12 protein-coding genes are annotated in these 20,019 nt (G+C 40.6%); 3 read left to right on the top strand and 9 right to left on the bottom strand.

All coding sequences use genetic code 11. The features are described 5' to 3' along the window. Window positions 1-5: 5 nt before the first annotated feature. The 8 genes from INQ51_RS21845 to INQ51_RS21880 all read right to left on the bottom strand — a co-directional run bounded on the left by INQ51_RS21845 (window position 6) and on the right by INQ51_RS21880 (window position 15,569). Entirely contained in the window at window positions 6-3,173 is a 3,168-nt protein-coding gene (locus INQ51_RS21845) for a SusC/RagA family TonB-linked outer membrane protein (protein ID WP_233380116.1), read from the bottom strand. A gap of 275 nt (window positions 3,174-3,448) precedes the next feature. Continuing rightward, complete coding sequence (locus tag INQ51_RS22675; protein WP_233380117.1) at window positions 3,449-7,465, bottom strand: two-component regulator propeller domain-containing protein; 4,017 nt, start codon at window positions 7,463-7,465, stop codon at window positions 3,449-3,451. Between the two features lie 189 nt (window positions 7,466-7,654). Further along, the gene (locus INQ51_RS21855) at window positions 7,655-8,746 is read right to left on the bottom strand and encodes a zinc-binding dehydrogenase (RefSeq protein WP_233380118.1); all 1,092 of its coding nucleotides are present in this window, start codon (window positions 8,744-8,746) and stop codon (window positions 7,655-7,657) included. Next, window positions 8,746-9,462: an HAD family hydrolase gene (locus INQ51_RS21860; protein WP_233380119.1), complete on the bottom strand. Its 717-nt coding sequence runs from the start codon at window positions 9,460-9,462 to the stop codon at window positions 8,746-8,748. The genes INQ51_RS21855 and INQ51_RS21860 overlap by 1 nt, the downstream gene beginning before the upstream one ends. 2 nt (window positions 9,463-9,464) lie before the next feature. Next, complete coding sequence (locus INQ51_RS21865) at window positions 9,465-10,025, bottom strand: helix-turn-helix domain-containing protein (protein ID WP_233380120.1); 561 nt, start codon at window positions 10,023-10,025, stop codon at window positions 9,465-9,467. A gap of 247 nt (window positions 10,026-10,272) precedes the next feature. Beyond that, window positions 10,273-11,388 (bottom strand): 2-aminoethylphosphonate--pyruvate transaminase, encoded by a 1,116-nt coding sequence (gene phnW / locus INQ51_RS21870; RefSeq protein ID WP_233380121.1) that lies wholly within the window; start codon window positions 11,386-11,388, stop codon window positions 10,273-10,275. After that, on the bottom strand, window positions 11,378-12,688 hold the full coding sequence (locus INQ51_RS21875; RefSeq protein ID WP_233380122.1) for a DUF5690 family protein: 1,311 nt from the start codon (window positions 12,686-12,688) through the stop codon (window positions 11,378-11,380). The genes phnW and INQ51_RS21875 overlap by 11 nt, the downstream gene beginning before the upstream one ends. A 586-nt stretch (window positions 12,689-13,274) precedes the next feature. Continuing rightward, complete coding sequence (locus tag INQ51_RS21880) at window positions 13,275-15,569, bottom strand: DNA topoisomerase 3 (protein ID WP_233380123.1); 2,295 nt, start codon at window positions 15,567-15,569, stop codon at window positions 13,275-13,277. Window positions 15,570-15,571: 2 nt separating this feature from the next. Between INQ51_RS21880 and INQ51_RS22580 the strand changes: the two genes are divergently transcribed. Both INQ51_RS22580 and INQ51_RS21885 read left to right on the top strand, forming a co-directional pair. Then, on the top strand, window positions 15,572-15,697 hold the full coding sequence (locus INQ51_RS22580; RefSeq protein ID WP_262909976.1) for a hypothetical protein: 126 nt from the start codon (window positions 15,572-15,574) through the stop codon (window positions 15,695-15,697). 434 nt (window positions 15,698-16,131) lie between these two features. Beyond that, on the top strand, window positions 16,132-17,007 hold the full coding sequence (locus INQ51_RS21885; protein ID WP_233380124.1) for a DNA/RNA non-specific endonuclease: 876 nt from the start codon (window positions 16,132-16,134) through the stop codon (window positions 17,005-17,007). A gap of 112 nt (window positions 17,008-17,119) precedes the next feature. On the opposite strand, the gene INQ51_RS21890 is transcribed toward INQ51_RS21885, so the two are convergent. Beyond that, complete coding sequence (locus tag INQ51_RS21890; protein ID WP_233380125.1) at window positions 17,120-18,004, bottom strand: AraC family transcriptional regulator; 885 nt, start codon at window positions 18,002-18,004, stop codon at window positions 17,120-17,122. Window positions 18,005-18,168: 164 nt separating this feature from the next. Here INQ51_RS21890 and INQ51_RS21895 point away from each other — a divergent pair, with 164 nt between their 5' ends. Continuing rightward, complete coding sequence (locus INQ51_RS21895; RefSeq protein WP_233380126.1) at window positions 18,169-19,995, top strand: sodium:solute symporter family protein; 1,827 nt, start codon at window positions 18,169-18,171, stop codon at window positions 19,993-19,995. Window positions 19,996-20,019 lie beyond the last annotated feature (24 nt).

Here is a 20,019-nt window from a genome sequence, read left to right on the forward strand (position 1 = left end):
ACTGTTTAAAATTTTACATTCACACCAAGTGACAATGTTTTTGCAATTGGATATAATTTTCCATTTCCCCACCCGCCACTGATGGCTTCGGGATCAAACATCTCAGCAATTTTCGAGAAGGTCAGCAGGTTTTCGCCGGTAAAGTAAACCCTTAAGTAGTCCAGCTTGATTTTATTGGTGATTTTCTGCGGTATGGTATAACCAAACTGCACGTTCTTTATTCTGAAATAAGCGGCATTCTGCAAATACCTGGTTTGTACCTGAATGTTTTTGTTATGCTGACTTGTCATGTATGGTTTTGGATAGTAAGCATCCGGATTGTCTTCTGTCCAATAATCGAGGTGCTGTTTGAAAACAGAGCTCTGCCAAACATTACCAACGATACCGTAGAATAGGTTTCCGCCCAACGAAACATCACGCTTGGCTACTCCCTGTCCGAAAACATTAAGATCGAAGTTTTTCCACTCAAGTGAAAGGTTTATACCGTAATTGAACCGGGGTGTGCTATTCCCAATGATCGAAAGGTCGCCATGATCATCCAGGGTATAGTTACCACGATCGATTTTTCCGTCGTCACTCAGGTCGGCATATTCCATATCACCGGCTCCCCACTTGGCATAAAAATAAGTTTGATCGGGACCGGCTGCTGCTGCTTCATCCGATTGATACAGGCCAACTGAAGTATATCCCCAGATCTCACCGATTTTTCTGCCCACATAATAGTCACTCAAAGTACCGGTAGTATTCCTGTACTTCGTAATAGTGGTAGTGTTATCAGACAGCGTAAAACGAACATTGTATTTAAGTTCATCAACCTGGTCTTTCCACGAAAGCTGTGCTTCAAAACCTTTGGTTTCAAGGTCGGCGTTGTTGCGTTTAGGCGCAGATGCTCCCAGCACTCCGGGCAAACTTTCAGCTGGTCCGAACATGTTGAGTGTAGCTCTTGTGAAGTAATCGAACGATAGTCCCAACCTGTTGTCCATCATGGCAGCATCAAAACCAAAGTTGGTGGTTTTCACTGTTTCCCAAGTAACGTCGGGCGAAATAAGGCTGGGCGCTGTTACATAAACCGGTCTTTCATTTCCATCGATCCATGAAAGGTTTTGGTTAATTCCCATGTTAGGCAGATACAGGTAGTTGGCCACGTCCTGGTTACCATTTTCTCCGTACGATGCTCTTAACTTCAGCTGGCTGATCTTCTCAGCAAGCGCTCCTTGCCAGAATTTCTCTTTTGCAATGTTGTACCCAACCGAAACGGCAGGAAAGAACGACCAGCGTTTGGTTTCGGGAAAGCGCGAAGAACCGTTGTAACGGCCAACTAGTTCAAGCAGGTATTTGTCATCAAAGCTATAGTTGATCCTTCCGAAATAACTTAATGTAGCCCAATGTCCTGATGTTCCATTGGTATAGTCTTCACCTGTACCTGTGGCAATTGCCGGAACTTCATCGGTTACCAGGTTGTCTTTTCGGCCATAAACGCTGTTGTATTTGTACAACTCATTCTGCCAACCTGCCAGGAAAACCACGTCGTGTTTATTCACTTTAAGGTTGTACGAGGTGTAAATGTTGTTGCTGTTAAAATAGTCTGACGACATGGTTTCAGCAAAATTGTTCGGATATGTACCACCTTCCTTTATTTGTGTTTCATTGTCAACCAGGGTCCTGTACACCGTTTTAAGGTGATTGCTCGACATGTCGAAATTCTGGCGAAGGCTAAAGTCGGCATTGATCTTCCAATTCTTAATTGGCTCAATTTCCGTCTGAACACTGTTTACCAGTTCATTTTCGTTGGTAATACTGCGACCTCCGTCTTCAAGCATCAGCAATGAGTTGAGCAGCAGTTTCCCGTTGGGGTCACGAACCGGGAAATTTGACCACATCCTGGAAACAGCATGATAATAATCTCCGATTTGCCCGTAGGTATAAGGGAAATTTTTATTCCGGCGTGTGTAACGGTTGTTAAACTTAACCTGGAACCAGTCTGTAATTTTGGCATCAATGTTAGCAACCACATTATAACGCTGGAAGCTGTGGTCTCCAAAATTCATCTGGCTTCCCTGGTCGTATATACTTCCCGAAACGAAATAACTTGCAGCAGAGCCACCACCACGCATACTAACGTTGTGTTGTTGCGTATAAGCCCAAGGCTTGAAGAATACCTTGTACCAATCTTCGTTGGCGTTAGCTATTGTCCATGTTCCCCATTGAGTTGTATTAGCGGGGTTGGGAATGGTTACCGGAATACTTCCCGGGTTTTCAAGATATTGCTTTGCCCGGTCAATTGTCTCTTGTGGAATATAGGGTGCCTGCCCGGCATTGACAAAGGCAAGATTTCTTGTTTCCAGATCCTGAACCGAATTGGCGAACTCGGGCAGGACAGTTGGGGCATTCATTGCGATATTTGAGTTGATGGTAAATGAAACTTTTCCGTCAGTATTTTTCCCCCTTTTGGTGGTAATATTAATAACACCAAAAGCAGCACGGGTACCATAAATTGCCGTACTTGCAGCATCTTTAAGAACCGATACCGATTCAACGTCGGCAGGGTTGATATTATCAAGTTGACCTTCCACTCCGTCAACGATGATAAGTGGGCTACCACCTGACAGTGAAGCAAAACCCCTGATATTAATACTTTGGCTCGCTCCGGGTTCACCTCCCTGATTCGTAACTCCCACGTTAACGTTTGGAATGGTTCCCTGCAGCGCCGTAACGATATTTGGAGACACACGGTTACTGATTTCTTCTCCGCTGATTTGTGATACAGCCCCTGTCAGGGTTTCTTTCTTTTGAATACCGTAACCCACCACAACAACTTCTTCCAGCCCCTGGATGTCTTCTTTCATTACAACATCTATCGAAGTTCTATTACCGATAGCTACTTCCTGAGAAAGCATTCCCACATAAGAAAACGTAAGAGTTGAAACACTTTCGGAAATTTTCAGAGTGTAATTTCCGTCCATATTGGTTACAGTGCCCGTTGTTGTGCCTTTTACCATAACTGTAACACCTGGTAGTGTTTCTCCAGTCTCAGATGTTACTTTCCCTGTGATTGTTTTATCCTGTTGTGCAAACAAGCTTAGGGAGCTGATGCAAAGGATAAGAAATGACAGTTGTACCCCTTTTATCAATTGAGGTAGATTTTGCATTCTTAAAATTTGTCTTTCTTTCATAAATATTAGTTTATTCTTAATACTAGTGTATGTACAGAAAATGATTAGAGGTAAGTGAAAATTTGAATAGGTTGAAAAACCCAATAATTAATTAAGACCGTTGTTATTCCATAGGCATTCAATTTAGTTTTGTTAGCGTTCGTAAAATTGAAAAGCGGGCAAAACTAAAGCATTGAATTTTGTACAAATAAAATTTGATTTTGTACAAACCACTGAAAATAAACAAAATAGAAGATAAAGAAATGAGCTAGCAACTAGCTCTGAAGTCCTTGGGATTACTCTAAATCAGTTGATGACAAGCTGGTGTTCATGTAAACAGAACGATATTTTAAGGGTGATTGGGCGTAATAACGTTTGAACACAGTACTGAAGTACGACGGGTCTGAAAATCCGCATTCATAAGCAATGTCCGAAATGGGTTTGTCGGATGAAACGATCATCTTCGCAGCTTTCTGAAGACGAAGATGAAGAATAAAATCCTTTACCGGCTTTCCGGCCAAGGCATTAATTTTGGAATAGACAAGTGTCCGGCTCATTCCCATCTGGCTGACGAAGTCAGAAACCTTGTAATCTTGATTTTCGAGGTTTTCATTCACCAGATTAATGGCCGTATTCATAAACTCTTTATCCAGTGAATTATGAGTCAGGTCCTCGGCTGTGAAATACGGATCGCTGCCAAACCGATTCTTTAAAATCTCCCGGTTTTTGATTAGGGTAGCAATTTGGAGTTTTAGTAATTCGAGATCAAAAGGTTTGGGAATGTACAGATCAGCGCCGGCGATCAATCCCTGCATGTGGTCTTCTGACTCCGACTTTGCCGTTAACAGGACAACCGGAATGTGGCTGATTCGAATATCGTTCTTAACTTTTCCGCACAGCTGATAACCATCCATTTCCGGCATCATTATATCGGATACAATCAGGTCGGGTACATATTTAACCGCAGAGGTAAAAGCTTCTTCTCCGTTGGTCGCCGTAAATACTCTATAGTCTTTTGAAAAATGAATTTTCAAAAAATGTCTGAGTTCCGGCTCATCTTCAACCACAAGAATGGTTGTTACTTTATTGATGTCAGATTCCTGGTAGTCCCCCGGACTTAGGTTGTGCTCAGTACTCTTAAACACAGACAGAGTTTCAGCAGCAACTATTTGCTCTGTGGTATTTTGTTTTTTCGGTAAAACGACATAAAATACAGTACCTTTTCCCAGTTCACTTTCAAGGCTTATTTTTCCACCATGCAATTCAACAAGATGTTTGGTAAGTGCCAAACCGATACCTGTTCCCCCCACTTTTTTTTCGACCTGGTAATAACGTTCGAAAATTCGTTTCTGATCTTCTTCTGAAATCCCCATGCCTGTATCTTTTACCTCAATACAAATCTGATCGTCACACCAGCTTACTGCGATGGTAATCGAATCTCCCGAAACGGAATTTTTTAAAGCATTGGTGATAAGGTTAAACATGATCTTTACAAACTTATCGCGGTCGAGCTCAACTTCCATTTCAGTTTCTTCTTTTTCGAAGATGATATTTATGCCTTCAATCTTTGCATAATAGGTAAAATAGTCGATTATTTCTTCACATGCTTTGACGCAATCTACCTTACAGGCTTCCAGTTTGAGTGCTGATATCTCTGCTTTTCTGAATTGGAGTAGTTGGTCGATAAGTTCCATCATCCGCCTAACATTCCGGTAAATAGTTGGCAAAACCATTTTCATCTCTCTTTCTGAAGTATTCTTCTTCAGCAACTGATTTAGCGGAGTGTAAATTAGAGTTAGTGGTGTTTTTAACTCGTGAGAGATGTTGGTGAAAAACTGTATCTTCTGTTGATTCGAAACTTTGAGTTGTTCCTGTTCTGCTTCTCTTAACTCTATCTGATGTTTTAATTTTAAACGAACTAAACTTTCGTGCCAAACGACGATGATTATGCCAGTTATTGCAATAATAACAAGACCAATAAACCAAATTGTTTTATACCAGGGGGGTAAAATGGTTATATAAATGTCAGTAGTTTTTGTTCCCCACCTCCCCATTTTATTGGTCGACTTTACCTTGAAAATATAGTCCCCTGCCTCCAGGTTGGTATATGTAGCGGTATTAGACTTACCTACATGCCATATATCCTCGTAATTCTCAAGGGTATACGAATAGTCGGTATATTCTTCGAAAGGGATATTAAATGCGTTGAACTTAAATTCATAAATGGCCGATGAATATTTGAATTTAGCCTGAAAATCATTTTTAACATCTATCGCAATGGTTGAATCTGAACTCCCTCCTTTTTTATTATCTATTTTTTTGAAGGATGAAATAGTAACCTTTGAATCAGTTACATAGTTTTTCACCTGCTCCGGAACGAAATAGGTAATTCCGTTATTACTTCCCATGTAAAGATTCTTGTCTGATGCCCGTAAAATAGCACCATGCCGATATTCTATATCCCCATTCGTTTCAAGAGAATTAAATACAGAAACTTCTTTTAAAGTATCTTTTGAAACAATTTGCAGCAAAACGTCGTTTGTTCCTGCCCATACCTGGTTTTTACTGTCAATGTATAAGGAAGAAAACCATTTGGAATTATAGGCTTTGTCTGCTAAATAGCGTGTTAAAGTATTGTTACGAAAATTATAATATCCCAGTCCTTTCCCGGTTCCCACTAATAAGTTCCCGAAAGCGTCTTCCTCGACAGAGTATACGGTATTACCTAATGAATGGTCAAAATCGGAAATTACAATTTCATCCTCTATTTTGTAGGTTTGCAGAGAGTAGGAAAATAACCCGCCGGCAGAACAAAACCATAATTTCCCGGACGAAGACTCAAAAACCGAAAAATAAATTGGTAATATTTTATCAAATACTTCCGGGTGTGTCTTCTGGTTAAAACGTTCTGTTGTATTACTTTTTAAATTTACTTTTAAAAGTTCGCCATCTGAAATCCATATGTTATCTTTTGAGTCTTTAAAAATTTTTTGCCGGCTGTTTTTATTTACCTCCTTAAACAACGGGTGAGAATGAGCATCAGAAAATTTCTTTGTTTTCTTGTCGAAGAAAAATAAACCTTTCTGGTAAGAAGCAACCAGTAACTTGTCCTCAGAATAATCGAGGATGGAAGTCACAATAATAACATCCGGTGAACTATAAGCTATAAACCGATCACTTTTCCTGTCAAAAAAATTCAATCCTCCACCATCTGTCCCAATCCAAATATGATGATCCCTATCTTCTTCGAGACATAAAATTGACTTATCTGACGGACCGGATTCATTTGCGTTGTTGTATTGATAATGATTGATTCCCGAGGAATACAAAATAACAGCACCACAGCGAACAGTACCCAGTATAACAATTTGGTTGGCTGCAAAATATATTTTCTTTATCGAGTTCTCAGGTAAAATATCGTTTGCGCCAGATCCGGCTTTTATTCTTTGCAGCAAATCAAATTCAGTATTCACAATAAATACACCTCCATAATCCGATGATAGCCATATCCTTCCATCCTCCGGGTTTTGCTTCAAATCGAGAAATATATTTCCCTTGAATTCAGGATTTATATCATCGAAAGTAGAAACGATTTCTCCCTGCTTGGTAATTTTATAAACATCGTTATAGGTTGAAACATAAAAGAATTCGTCGATTCTTTCCAAACCGGTCAAACGAACCGCCTCTAATTCTAAAAAACGATCAAGCTTTCCTGAATTTATATTATACAGGAATAAACCTAAATCCTGTATCAATAACAAAAGATTCTCATTATCGTATTTAATAATCTTCTCAATGCTGAACGAAGCCGGAGATTTTATCTTTAATTGAATTGGTTTTATGCTTACTTCATTCGTTTTCTTATTAAACACATAGAAATTGAGATCGCTTCCCGGAAACCATATTTCAGTCTCATTCTCATAATTTATACTCCCTAATATTTCGTTCTTCAGACGCAATGGATTTCTTATGAAATTATCTTTCTTTCGATTGTATAAACACAGCCCATTCGCTGTGGAAACCCAGATACGTCCGTCACGATCTTCGGAAACCGAGTTTATATAATCTCCGGAAAGAGACAAAGAGTCGTTGCTGTTATAAAAATACCTTTGAATGGTTTGTCCATCGTATCGGTTAAGACCGAATTCTGTTCCGAGCCAGATATATCCTACCTGGTCAACACAAATACTGCGAATACTGCTTTGCGATAACTTTTGAAGCCCCGAAACCTGTTTTACATTATAACTTTGCCCCCAAGTTATACTCGGAGAAATAAAGAGAAAAATTAATGTTATTTTTAAAATTAATAGCACAATTAGGACAAAGTTCTTAAATTAATGCAAAAGTAAGCATTAATTTTAATAATATAAATCTGATTGGGTGATGAACCAGTAAGCGATTCAATGATCCAATCAAAAAGCAACAGAATGATGCCTTTCAAAGAATCTCTTGCTTTCTTTCAGAAAATATCCAGCACTGAATTAAACATTCAGTGTTTTTACCTACAAACCAATAACTACACGATGCTTCGAACTTAGCTTTGCATGAGCTACAGCTTCATCAATGTTTTCCAGGCCATACGTTTTTTGGTCGAACAATTTCTCAAATGGATATTTTCGATAGATTTTACGTAATATCATAATGGCATTCCCAAGATCACCGGGGGTATAATTATGCACTCCTTTTATTTGCAATAATCTCCTGACGATCTGTTCGGGATTGATGGCAACATCTTCCACCGGAAAAACAGAACCAGCCAAAACAATACTTGCGCCAATACCGGCCATTTGAAAAATTTTCTGAACAATTTCATTACTGCCTGTCATTTCCAAAAAGACGTCAATAGGTGCATTTTGCTGAAGCATTCCGCCACACTCTCTCTCATTAGCATCCGAAAAGCAATCTTTGAGGCACAAATCAGCGCCAAACTCTTTTGTTAAATCAAGCCTTTGTTCGTCTTTATCGCAAACAACAATTTTTGCGGCTCCCTTTTCACGGCAGACCATAACTGCCAGCAACCCGAGCATGCCTGCACCCGTTATCAATACGTTTTTCCCTTTTATTTCGCCTGCATTCCGTATTGCAGCTACCACGGTTGCCCACGAACAGTTGAGACCTGCCAACAATCTTTTATCAATTTCGCCGGGTAATTTATAAGTAAATGTTCCGGGATATAAGTGGGTGTGTGAGGCGAAACCACCCGTAAGTTGAAAATGTCCCTCCATTTTTTCATGGCCATACTTTTTAATCGAAACACACTTCTGAGGTAATCCCCTTTTACAAAACGAACATTCACCACACGAGGCCATGATTGTCCAGGTTATAAGATCGCCTGTTTTGAGTTGGTTTCCCCAAAAATCAAGTACAGGGTTGGCTGGCAAGGCAACAATTTCTCCAACAATTTCATGACCAAGAATGGAAGGTGTTGGTCCGGGCCTGGTTCCGGATAAGGTATGCAAATCGCTTTTACATATGGAACACATCGAATTTTTCACCAAAATCTCTCCGTTACCCAAAATTGGGAGTTCTATTGTTTTTGCATCGAGGACATTGGGAATACCGGAAAAAATCCAGGCGTTTGCTATTTCGGACATTAATTCAAATATTTTTTTAGTTCTACGATGGCATTCAACAAGCCGTCATTGTCGTATTTTGCAAGCTGTTCTTTCGTATGTGTACCGTAAGTTACACCAAGCGATAACAAACAATTTGCATTTCTCCCTGCCTCCAGATCAGAAGGAGTATCTCCAATTTTTATAACTTGTTTTGGATCGTTAAGGCCAAACACCTCCATTGCTTTGTTGATCATATACGGGGAAGGGCGTCCGGCTATTACCTGATCACTGGACACAGAAAGGTCGATGATTGAATGATCATTTCCTTTATACGCTTCGTCCAGATTTTTATCCCAACCCAGCCTCTGTAGGATAATATCAGTCACTTTCCGGTAAAATCCGGTGGTCAAGACAATTATAACACCTTCTTTTTTGAGGTAACTAAACAGTTCTTCGGCCCCGTCAACAGGTAATACCGGCTGAGTTAAGTAGTGATTTTCAAGAATTTTTCTGAATTTATCGTAAGACTCATCTGTTTTTTCCTGAATTTCAGATTCTTCAGCATCCGGGAGATTTTTCTTCCAAAGCGTTTCAAAAACCAATCGTTTCGACCAGCCCATCATCGCCACAATTTCCTCAATTGTATATTGCAGGCCTGTATTTTGGGCCGCTTCCGTAAAACATTTCTCTACTTCATTATCATCTTTTACAGTGGTTCCGGCCATATCGAACACCACCATTTTAATCTTATTCATAGTTAATTTTTTATGTCAGTTAATAAATACATCACCAATAATGATGCAGTGTTTGCGGTATTGTTTTGAGGAACATGAGGGATCTTTCCATCAAAAAACAGAGAATCACCTGTTTTTAACTGAATGGATTCTTTGTCTAAAACATAATCAACCTCACCATCAATTAAATAAATAAAAGTATATCCATCAGTCGTTACTTTTTCCCGGTAGGCGTTGGGAGCTAACTTTAAGATTGAAGATTGCAAAGCAATATTCTGAATGTTTTCGCTTAAAATTGAATAATAGCTGAAACCTTCCGATTCTTCCTTTTCGTATGGAATGTAATCCTTTTGTTTTTTATGGATATAACCATACGAAATATCATCTGACAGATCGGTAAAGAAATTATTCAGATCTGTATCCAGTGATCGGATTATGCCAAGTAGTACAGGTAACGAAGGAATAGTTCTTCCATTTTCGATTTTTGACAACAAGCTTTTGCTGACATTTGCTTTTTCTGCAACTGCGGCCAGCGTGGTTTTCTTCTCTTGTCTGATTTCCCGAATTTTTTTACCAATTTTCAAATAAAGATTATTGCTCATCATGTTTACTATTTGTCAACTCCAAATATATTAATATTATTTTCAAACCAAACAAGTATTTCAATAGCACAAGAGAAATACATCTCAATAAGCTAAAAATAAACAACATATGACACGAGTGCGAATTTCAATCTCTTTTAAAAGCGTTCAGGCATCACAGAGAAACATATACAAACAATTACTATTACTCAACAACAATATTGACTATACACAATCTCGCTGATCCGACTTACTTCCAGTACATCGATTCGCGGACGGAAGAAATCAGCACTTTCATATCATTCGGTCTGACCTCACCAATGTTTCCAATCCGAAAGCATTGATAATTGGTAACTTTCCCGGGATAAATCACAAAGCCACGTGCTTTCAATTCATTATAGAAGCGGACAAAATCGTAACTGACTGCCTTGGGTGAAAGAAAAGCTGTAATGATTGGCGAGTGAAATTCATCGGAAAGCAAGGTCTCCAATCCAAGGTTACGCATCCCGTTCACCAATGTTCGTTGATTTTCGGCATAACGATGAAAACGCGCCAGAATACCGCCTTCGATATTTAGTTCAATTAAGGCCTGACGAAATGCCTTTACCACGTGTGTCGGCGAAGTAAAACGCCATTTGCCATGTCCCTCCTCCAAGGTTTTCCATTGACTAAAAAGATCGAGCGAAAGGGAACGTGCCAGTCCGTCGCATTTTTCCAGCTCGCTGGTTTTGCCAACAACAAAACCAAAGCCCGGCACCCCCTGAATACACTTATTGGCACTACTGATCAAAAAATCGATGCCAATATTTTCCACATCGATTGGGATGCCTCCAAAGCTACTCATGGCATCAACAACAAATATGCGTCTATTCTTTTTTACCACTTCGCCAATTGCCTCAATATCGTTCAGCATTCCGGTTGTGGTTTCACAATGCACAACAGCCACATGAGAAATACTGCTGTCGTCAGCCAAAATACTGTCAACTTTTTCAAGCTGGTGACGTTCCAAATCTCCCGCATCGTAAACCTCGCACGGTATTTTAAGGTATCGGGCAATTTCAGCAATCCGTTGCCCATAAGCTCCATTTGCAAGTACTAACAGCTTGCCACTTTCGGGAATCACCGATCCGATAACCGATTCTACAGAGAAGGTTCCACTTCCCTGCATCAAAACAGTAGTATAACGTTTGGCATCTAAATCTGAAATAGTGAGTAACTCAGAACGTACCTGCTGAACAATACTATTATAATCTTCATCCCAGGTACACCAATCCCGCAACATGGCAGCCTTCACTGTTTTCGAAGTTGAAAGTGGTCCCGGAGTCAAGAGCAAGTATGGATTTTCGGGCAGATATTTAATATTCATAACAAAGTTTTTTTGATTCGAACTGAACGAATGATTTTTTGTATTTTACTTTGATTGCAACATACGAGATCAAACAAAGGCCTATTCCCAGAGCAGAAAGAGAATACGTTATCGAACTAAAGAAATTTAACCAACTAAGATCTGGAGAGAAAAAATTCTTCGTAAGAAAAGTAGTTACGCTCCCCAAGTAGCCAAAAGCATCAGCCGTATAAAACAAGAAACCAATGTTGCTTGCGTATTTAAATGTTGCAATAAAGCGCTCAAACAAGAGGGCATGATAAGTAACATAACCCAAATAAAGGCCAAAGCCAACCAGTATCATCCAACTTACACCGCCAATTATTTGCATCTGAAACGCTATGGTTGCAAGAATATTAATCCCCATTCCTCCTGCAATAAATAAAAGTGAGGCATTGAGGGCCTTAAGATTATCTTTAATCAAAATCACAAGAGAAACTATTATCAGTACGCCTACTCCGATCGGGATTTCAGCCGTTGTAAAAATGGCAGGCACATCACCTTTCCCTAGTTCTATCCATATTTCAGTGGAAAAATTATCACGAACATCTCTCAGCACAGTCAATAATAGATAGGCCAGTGTGAATGGAATGACAGCCGACGCAAAACGCTTCAAAAAGGTTTTTCGTTCTTGTCTATTCATCGGAACCCGCTGTGTGCGATTCTCTAAATCCTTACTGTTTTGCTCCGGTAATTGATTGAGAAACCAAACCGAAATAATAAGTGGGATAATAAATACTGATCCTGTAACAAAAGGCATCCAGTATTCGGTTACACCATGTTCCAGCATTAGAAATCTGCCAACAGTGCGCACAAATCCTGACGATACAATAAACGTAACACTCACACTGGCCCCTAATAATTCTGTTGTCCGGCGACCTTCCAGGTAGGAAAAAACAATTCCCCAGACAAGGCCAAGCGGAAGTCCGTTTAAAAAAATAAAAATAATATTATAAGGCGCTGGAGTAATTGCAAAAAACAGAAGTGCCACCCAGGCTACCCCAATCACTGACAATATTGTTTGAATGCGTTTCTCTGACCGCAATTCAGAAATATATTTAATACCGAAGAACTTGGAGATAGTGTACCCAATTATCTGGGAAGTAATCAACCATATCTTGTAATGTATGCCTAGAAAATAGAGGCTATCGAACGTAGCTGCCGTGAATGGTTTTCGAAACGCATACATACAGGAGTATGCAAAAAAAGAACTGACTGCAGCCACCAGAACAAAAAGAACTTCATTTTCACCCAGCTTTTTGCGAATATTTTTTCTTGTCATCTCCTTACAATGTTGATAAATAGTAACCATTACTTTGATGGCAAAACTATTTTAAACATATTAAAGAATGATTTCAGAATTACTGCAAATACATTAAATTAACTACACAACAGCAAATTAAATCAAATCATGATACACAGCCAAATTAATTACTGCTTGAGGAAACCATTACACAACCCAACAAAATGGTTGAATATTTATAAACATTCAAATAAACTATTGGAACGCAATCGTTGAAACCAAGCTTGTTGCTGCAATTAAGCAAATCGATTGCATACTATGGTTTTCGTGAGAATAGGTTTCATATGCTTTTGAAGACACCTTTTATCAATAAAACCAAAACGCTGTAACACTTTATTTTCTAGCAATTTATCTATTTTATATCAGTAAAGGAAAGGAAAGTCCTTTAAATGTGAACTAAACGGTGAACCAGAAAAGTAAAATTTCAAAATCTGTAAGAACCTGATTTTGAGCAAAAAAATACAAAATCATCCTTCACTGGCCTTTTGCTTTTGGAGGAACGATGGAGGAACGAAAATGCAAGCAATGTTGATTTAGCTAAACCCCAAACCCACGCAAGATTTTCTCAGGAAGTAATAATTTCCAACACCAGTTCCTTAGTTAACTTTCTACCTGCAGCTTTTTCGCGAATGGCATCAAACGAAAATTTAAAATCACAGCCTTCTTTCCAATTGCTGCAACCGTAAGCCGTTTTTCCTTTTATAATGGTCCCTCCACATTTCGGACATTTGGGCGTCGTATCAACAGCCTTCGTCTTTACCGGAGTTTCCTCCACCAACTCGACATTAAAATCGCCGGTGAGTTGCAACACACCATCCACTTTTTTCTCGCCCGTTTTAAAGCCTTTCAATTTTGTGGTAGCCCCCTTTTCAAGCAGTCGGGCCACTTGTTTATCGGTTAGTTTTTTGTCCATAAAAACAAAGGGCAGTCTGAAATCACAACCATCTTTCCACCGGTTGCATCCATAGGCATTTTTCCCTTTCAAAATCAAGCCCTCCGAACATTTTGGACACTTCATTTCATCACTGGCGGCATCCTTCTCCTTTTTTTTCTTTCCAGCCGGTTTCTTTGGTTCCGGTTCGGGAGCGGCCAGCTTTACCACAGTACGATCACTGAGCACTTCCACCACCAGGTCGTAAACCATACGTTTCATTTCGAAAATAAACTTCGATGCGCTGTATTCACCCTGCTCAATTTCACGCAAACGTTTCTCCCACTGCCCGGTTAATTCGGCTGATTTCAGCAGCTCATTCTGAATGGTATCAATCAACTGGATTCCCATCTTTGTGGGGTGAATCTGCTTTTTCTGCCGCTCAATGTATTTTCTGCGGAACAAGGTTTCGATAATCGCCGCCCGCGTTGAAGGTCGGCCAATTCCATTGGCTTTCATCAGATCGCGCAATTCTTCATCGTCCACATTTTTACCGGCGGTTTCCATGGCACGTAACAATGATGCCTCGGTGTAATAACGCGGAGGTTTGGTTTCTTTTTCGGTAAAGGCGGGCTCGTGCGGACCGTGTTCTCCTACTGTAAATGCAGGAAGAATGGTGTCGCCATCGCCGCTTTTACTATTTTCATCCTGAAACACAACACGCCAACCCGGTTGCAGAATTTGTTTGCCGTTAGCCACAAACTGCACCGTGTCCACTTCGGCTTTCACCTGTGTTTTGGCTACTGTACAATCGGGGTAAAAAACTGCCAGAAAACGGCGCGTAATGGCATCGTAAACGTCTTTCTCCTGTCCTCCCAACAGTTTTTCTTCGCCGGTCGGAATGATAGCGTGGTGGTCGGTAACTTTTTTATCGTTAAAAACGTTGGTCGATTTCCTGATTTTTTTCTCCAACAGCTTCCCGGCAAATTGCGTATAACCTTTCAGTCCTTTTAAAATCCCGGGAACCTTGGGATATAAATCGTTGGGCAAAAAAGTGGTATCAACACGCGGATAGGTAACGGTTTTCATTTCGTACAGCCGTTGAACAGTTTTTAAAGTTTCGTCGGCAGTCAATCCAAAACGTGTATTGCAATACACCTGTAAACTGGTCAGATCGAATAGCTTGGGTGCATATTCTTTTCCGTCTTTCTTTTCCACATCGATGATAAACAGGTCTTTCCCTAACACCTGATTCAACAGTTTTTCACCGTCTTCTTTTTGGAAGAATTTTCCTTCGGTGTTACTGAAAACCGTGTCGCGGTATGTGGTTTGCAACTCCCAGTAAGGCTGCGGTTTAAAATTTTCGATTTCGTAATGACGGGTTACCAGCATGGCCAGCGTTGGCGTTTGCACCCGCCCGATAGACAACACCTGCTTGTAACCACCATACTTCAGTGTGTACAACCGGGTGGCATTCATTCCCAACAACCAATCGCCAATGGCACGAGAACTGCCGGCATAATACAGGTTATCGAACTCGGTGGCAGGTTGCAGTTTTTGAAACCCATTTTTTATAGCCTCGTTGGTGAGCGACGAAATCCACAAACGCTTCACTTCGCCTTTGTAACCGGCCTCTTTCATCACCCAGCGTTGAATAAGCTCACCTTCCTGGCCGGCATCACCGCAGTTAATCACCTGAGTTGCTTTATTCAGCAGGCTTTTAATGGTATTAAACTGTTTGGTCACCCCGCTATCACCCTTCATCACTTTGGTTTCGAAACGTTTGGGCAACATGGGGAGAGTCTGCAAATCCCAACGTTTCCATTGGGCATTATAATCCTCGGGCGGCCACAACGTACAAAAATGGCCAAAAGTCCAAGTTACCTGGTAACCATTTCCTTCGAAATAACCATCTTTCCGCGAACCTGCTCCAATTACCTGGGCAATTTCTTTGGCTACACTTGGTTTCTCTGCAATACAAACAATCATAAATGTTGCGAATATACAAGGAATCGTTTGTGATGAAAAAGGGAGTTATTAACAGCATCCGAAAATATCCTCCAAACCGTATTACAAAGGAAGCATTTACTTTTCAGTCTCCTGCTAACGATACTTAGATAACTCTCCTGATAACTTTATCTTAAAATGAAGTTAGTAGTCTCTCTAAACGTCGAAAGTCAGAAAAACAGTGTATTCAGGCACTTCAAACCTGTTTATTATCTTAATCATATCCTCATTGGCAGGTTGATCAATTTACCGATTAGCAATTGAATTGAGCCTTAAATTCGCTGTGCTCTTAAAGCCTCTTCAATTGTCTATCGGCATTAACCATTGTAATTTCAGAGTTTCGCATAAGGCTCACTCTGAAAGACAATTGGTATTATACTTCAACTCTCTACCATTCTATGGATAAACTTCACCTGAAAAATATATTTCGAAGCCTTTTGCAGTTGATATTTCCATCACACCAATGAAATCGAAAAAAACGAAGGACTGAACGATGAAAAAGGCTTTATTTGCAGATCGAATTTTGAATAAATCATCCAATTAAGTGAGATTAAAACTGACGCTGGCAATACTGCTGTCTTGTATGACAGCTGTGGCCCAAAACTATACGCCAAAGTCTTCCGGAGAAATCGTAAAACATAGTTGTTATACATTGGCCTATTCCGAACAACACGAACAAGCCATTTGGGTGCTGTATCATTTAACGCGAGAGATGGTGACAGGCGCAGCCGGCAGAACAGATGATTTTCGGCCCGATCCAAAAGTGTCAACACAATCTGCATCACTTGAAGATTACAGAGGATCCGGCTACGATCGCGGACACTTATGTCCGGCTGCCGATATGAAACAGTCTTCCACAGCCATGTCCGAGACTTTCTATTTATCCAATATGTCGCCTCAGGTGCCGGGTTTCAATCGGGGAATATGGAAGAACTTAGAAGAAACGGTTCGAAAATGGAGTTTGGAGGAAGATGGAATTTGGGTTGTTACCGGGGCAATATTTAAAGATAATAAAGGGGCGATTGGGAAAAATAAAGTTACTATTCCCGGTTACTACTACAAGGTCGTTTATGACTACACGGGAAAAGAAAAGATGATTGCACTGATCCTGCCCAATTCAGAAGGAAAAAAGCAGCTATCAGATTATGTAGTGTCTGTTGACCTGGTGGAAGAACTTACCGGGGTTGATTTCTTTCCGCAGCTGGATGATGCGCTTGAAGAAAAACTGGAGTCTCAGTCCGATCCCGGAGAATGGTCATTTGACAGGATGGTTACACAAGTAAAAGTTCAGCAGAAGTTAAGTACCCCCATTCAGTGCAAGGGAACTACAAAGAGTGGCAATCGGTGTAAGAACAAGACCTATAACACCAACGGATGTTGTCATTCGCATCAATCGCAGGCGGGGCAATCATCGTTATAAAATAAACGAAGCGGTAAACAAAAAAGGTAGTTTTACAATACAAAGGATACGCAATCAAACATTGATAGATTAGGCATTCCATAGATTGTATCGTTTCAAATTCCTAAAAATTCTAATTCACCCGGCGAATCCCCGCAAAATTACTCCGAAACTCCGTTGGAGTGGTCCCCTTTCTCCTTTTAAATATTCGGTTGAAATTGGCCAGGTTATTAAAACCACAGCGAAAAGCAATCTCTGAAATACTATCGTTATTTTCAATAAGCTGGCGCGTTGCAAAACCAATGCGCGTATCATTCAAAAAATCAATAAAAGTTTTGCCGGTTCGTTGCTTAATAAATCGACTGAACGACACTTCTGTCATACGCGACAAATCGGCCACCTCCTCCACCTTGATCTTACGCATATAGTTCTTCTGAACAAATTCATAAACTCGCTGAATCTTCTCGTTGCTGTAAAAATCATCATGCTTCCCGGTTGAAGAAGACAAAGTCTGTTGATTTCTGGAGGTGGAAAGATCGAAAAGTAGCGAGAGCAATTCCATAAAAGCATCCATGCCATTTAAACTAGCCAGCTTTTCAATACGTCCCTGCATTTGTCGAGCCGTTTCTTCGGAAAAAGTTATTCCCCACAAGGAGCGTTTTAACAGGTCGCGAACCGGCTGCATAATGTTCCGATTCAGCAAGTTTTCATCAAATAAGTCGCGGTGAAACTGAACGGTAATTTCCCGCACTTTGGTTGACAGACAATCGCCCTGCTCCCAAGAATGAGGCAAATTAGGACCAAGCAAAACCAGTTCCAACTCCCCTATTTCAGCAATATGGTCGCCAACAATTCTTTTTACACCGGGGGCATGAGCAATAAAATTCAACTCATACTCAGGATGGAAATGTGGCGGAAAGTCAAATTTATCCTTCCACCGATCAAAAACCAACAAACAATCTTCAGCTGTCAATGGCGTAATTTCCCGATTAAAAAAGGTCGATTTTGCAGATTCCATATTTCAATAATACAAAGAATTGATAAAATAGTACTTGCCAACTGCAAGTATATAAAATATTTTTGACCCATCATTTTCAAGGCATTCCATCAACCTTGAATTTTTACTTGATAAACATACGTGCAAACAGCAAACAAGCTACAAAAAGCTCAAACTAGCAACATATGAAACTCGGTATCATTGACATCTCTGTTATTATTGCCTATTTGGCCATTACAGTCCTCATCGGGCTGGTTCTTCGAAAATGGGCACAACGCGACAAATCGGCTTACCTGCTTGGCGGCAACAAACTCCCCTGGTACATGCTGGGCTTATCCAATGCCTCGGGGATGTTCGATATTTCCGGCACCATGTGGATGGTTACCCTGGCCGTAGTTTACGGGCTGAAAAGTGTCTGGATCCCCTGGCTCTGGCCTTCTTTCAACCAAATTTTCCTGATGGTTTACCTGTCGATGTGGCTGAGAAGATCGAACGTAACCACCGGAGCTGAATGGATTAGAACCCGCTTTGGGTCAGGCCGAGAGGCTAAACTTTCGCATACAATTGTTATTGCTTTTGCTTTAATCAACTGCCTGGGTTTGATGGCTTACGGTTTCATCGGGCTGGGAAAATTTGTTCAAATCTTTGTCCCTTGGGATATTGTTCAACCTTACTTTCCGTTCCATGTAGCAGCAGAATATGTTCCACATGTTTACGGAATCGCCTTCACCCTTTTTGCGGTGTTTTACTCCATTCTTGGCGGAATGTCGGGGATTGTCTGGGCCGACTTAATTCAATACATCATCATGACGATTTCAGCTGTGGTTATAGCAGTTATTGCCATGACAGCCTTGGGCCATCAGAGCTTAAATGTACCCGACGGCTGGATGAATCCATTCTTCGGCATCCAATTGGATCTCGACTGGGCTGGTATTATCAATGAGATGAATGATAAAATAACATCAGATGGGTATTCCCTTTTTAGCATCTTTTTCATGATGATGCTATTCAAAGGAGTTTTAGCCAGTGTGGCCGGGCCAATTCCAAATTACGACATGCAAAAAATCTTATCCACCAAATCGCCTCAAGAAGCTGCAAAAATGAGTGGTTTGGTGAGTGTAGTCCTCGTTCCCGTTCGCTATTTGATGATTACCGGCTTTGCCGTTTTGGCCATTCTTTATTATGACCAGCTTAACCTGGTAGTAGCCGGCAAAATCGATTTTGAGCAAATCCTACCATCAGCAATCAACCAGTTTGTGCCGATTGGCTTTACTGGCTTGTTGCTCGCCGGGTTGCTGGCTGCTTTTATGTCTACGTTTGCCGGCACGTTGAATGCAGCGCAGGCTTATTTGGTAAACGATATCTACCTCAACTATTACAAGCCCAATGCTTCCAACCGTGAAATCAAAATAACCAACTACACCACTGGAATTGTTGTGGTTGCCATAAGCATCATTTTTGGAATTTTCGCAACCGACATTAACTCCATTCTGCAATGGTTAGTCTCCGGATTATATGGAAGTTACATTGCCTCCAACGTTTTAAAATGGCACTGGTGGCGATTCAATGGAAGTGGTTTCTTCTGGGGGATGGTTGCCGGCCTGATTCCGGCCTTGATTTTCCCTTACGTATTCACAGAAACGCTGGATTTGTACTATTTCCCACTGATTTTCCTCATTTCGACAGTTGGCTGTATCGCCGGAACCTACCTGGCCCCACCAACAGAGGAAGGCGTTTTGAAGTCATTTTACAAGAATGTACGCCCTTGGGGATTCTGGAAACCAATCCACGACAAAGTCGTTGCGGAAGATCCAAACTTTGTCAAGAAAACGAGTTTTAAGCGCGATGCATTCAATGTTGCCTTAGGAATCATCGGGCAAACAGCCCTTGTGCTACTTCCCATCTATTTTGTGCTGAAACAAAACATTCCGATGGTGATTACCGCCATCGTTATAGCTGTTTGTGTCTTTATCATGAAGAAAACCTGGTGGGATAAACTGAATGAGTTTTAGAAAACAGAGATAAATCTCGTTTTT

Source organism: Maribellus sp. CM-23, assembly GCF_021354595.1.
Classification (GTDB): domain Bacteria; phylum Bacteroidota; class Bacteroidia; order Bacteroidales; family Prolixibacteraceae; genus Draconibacterium.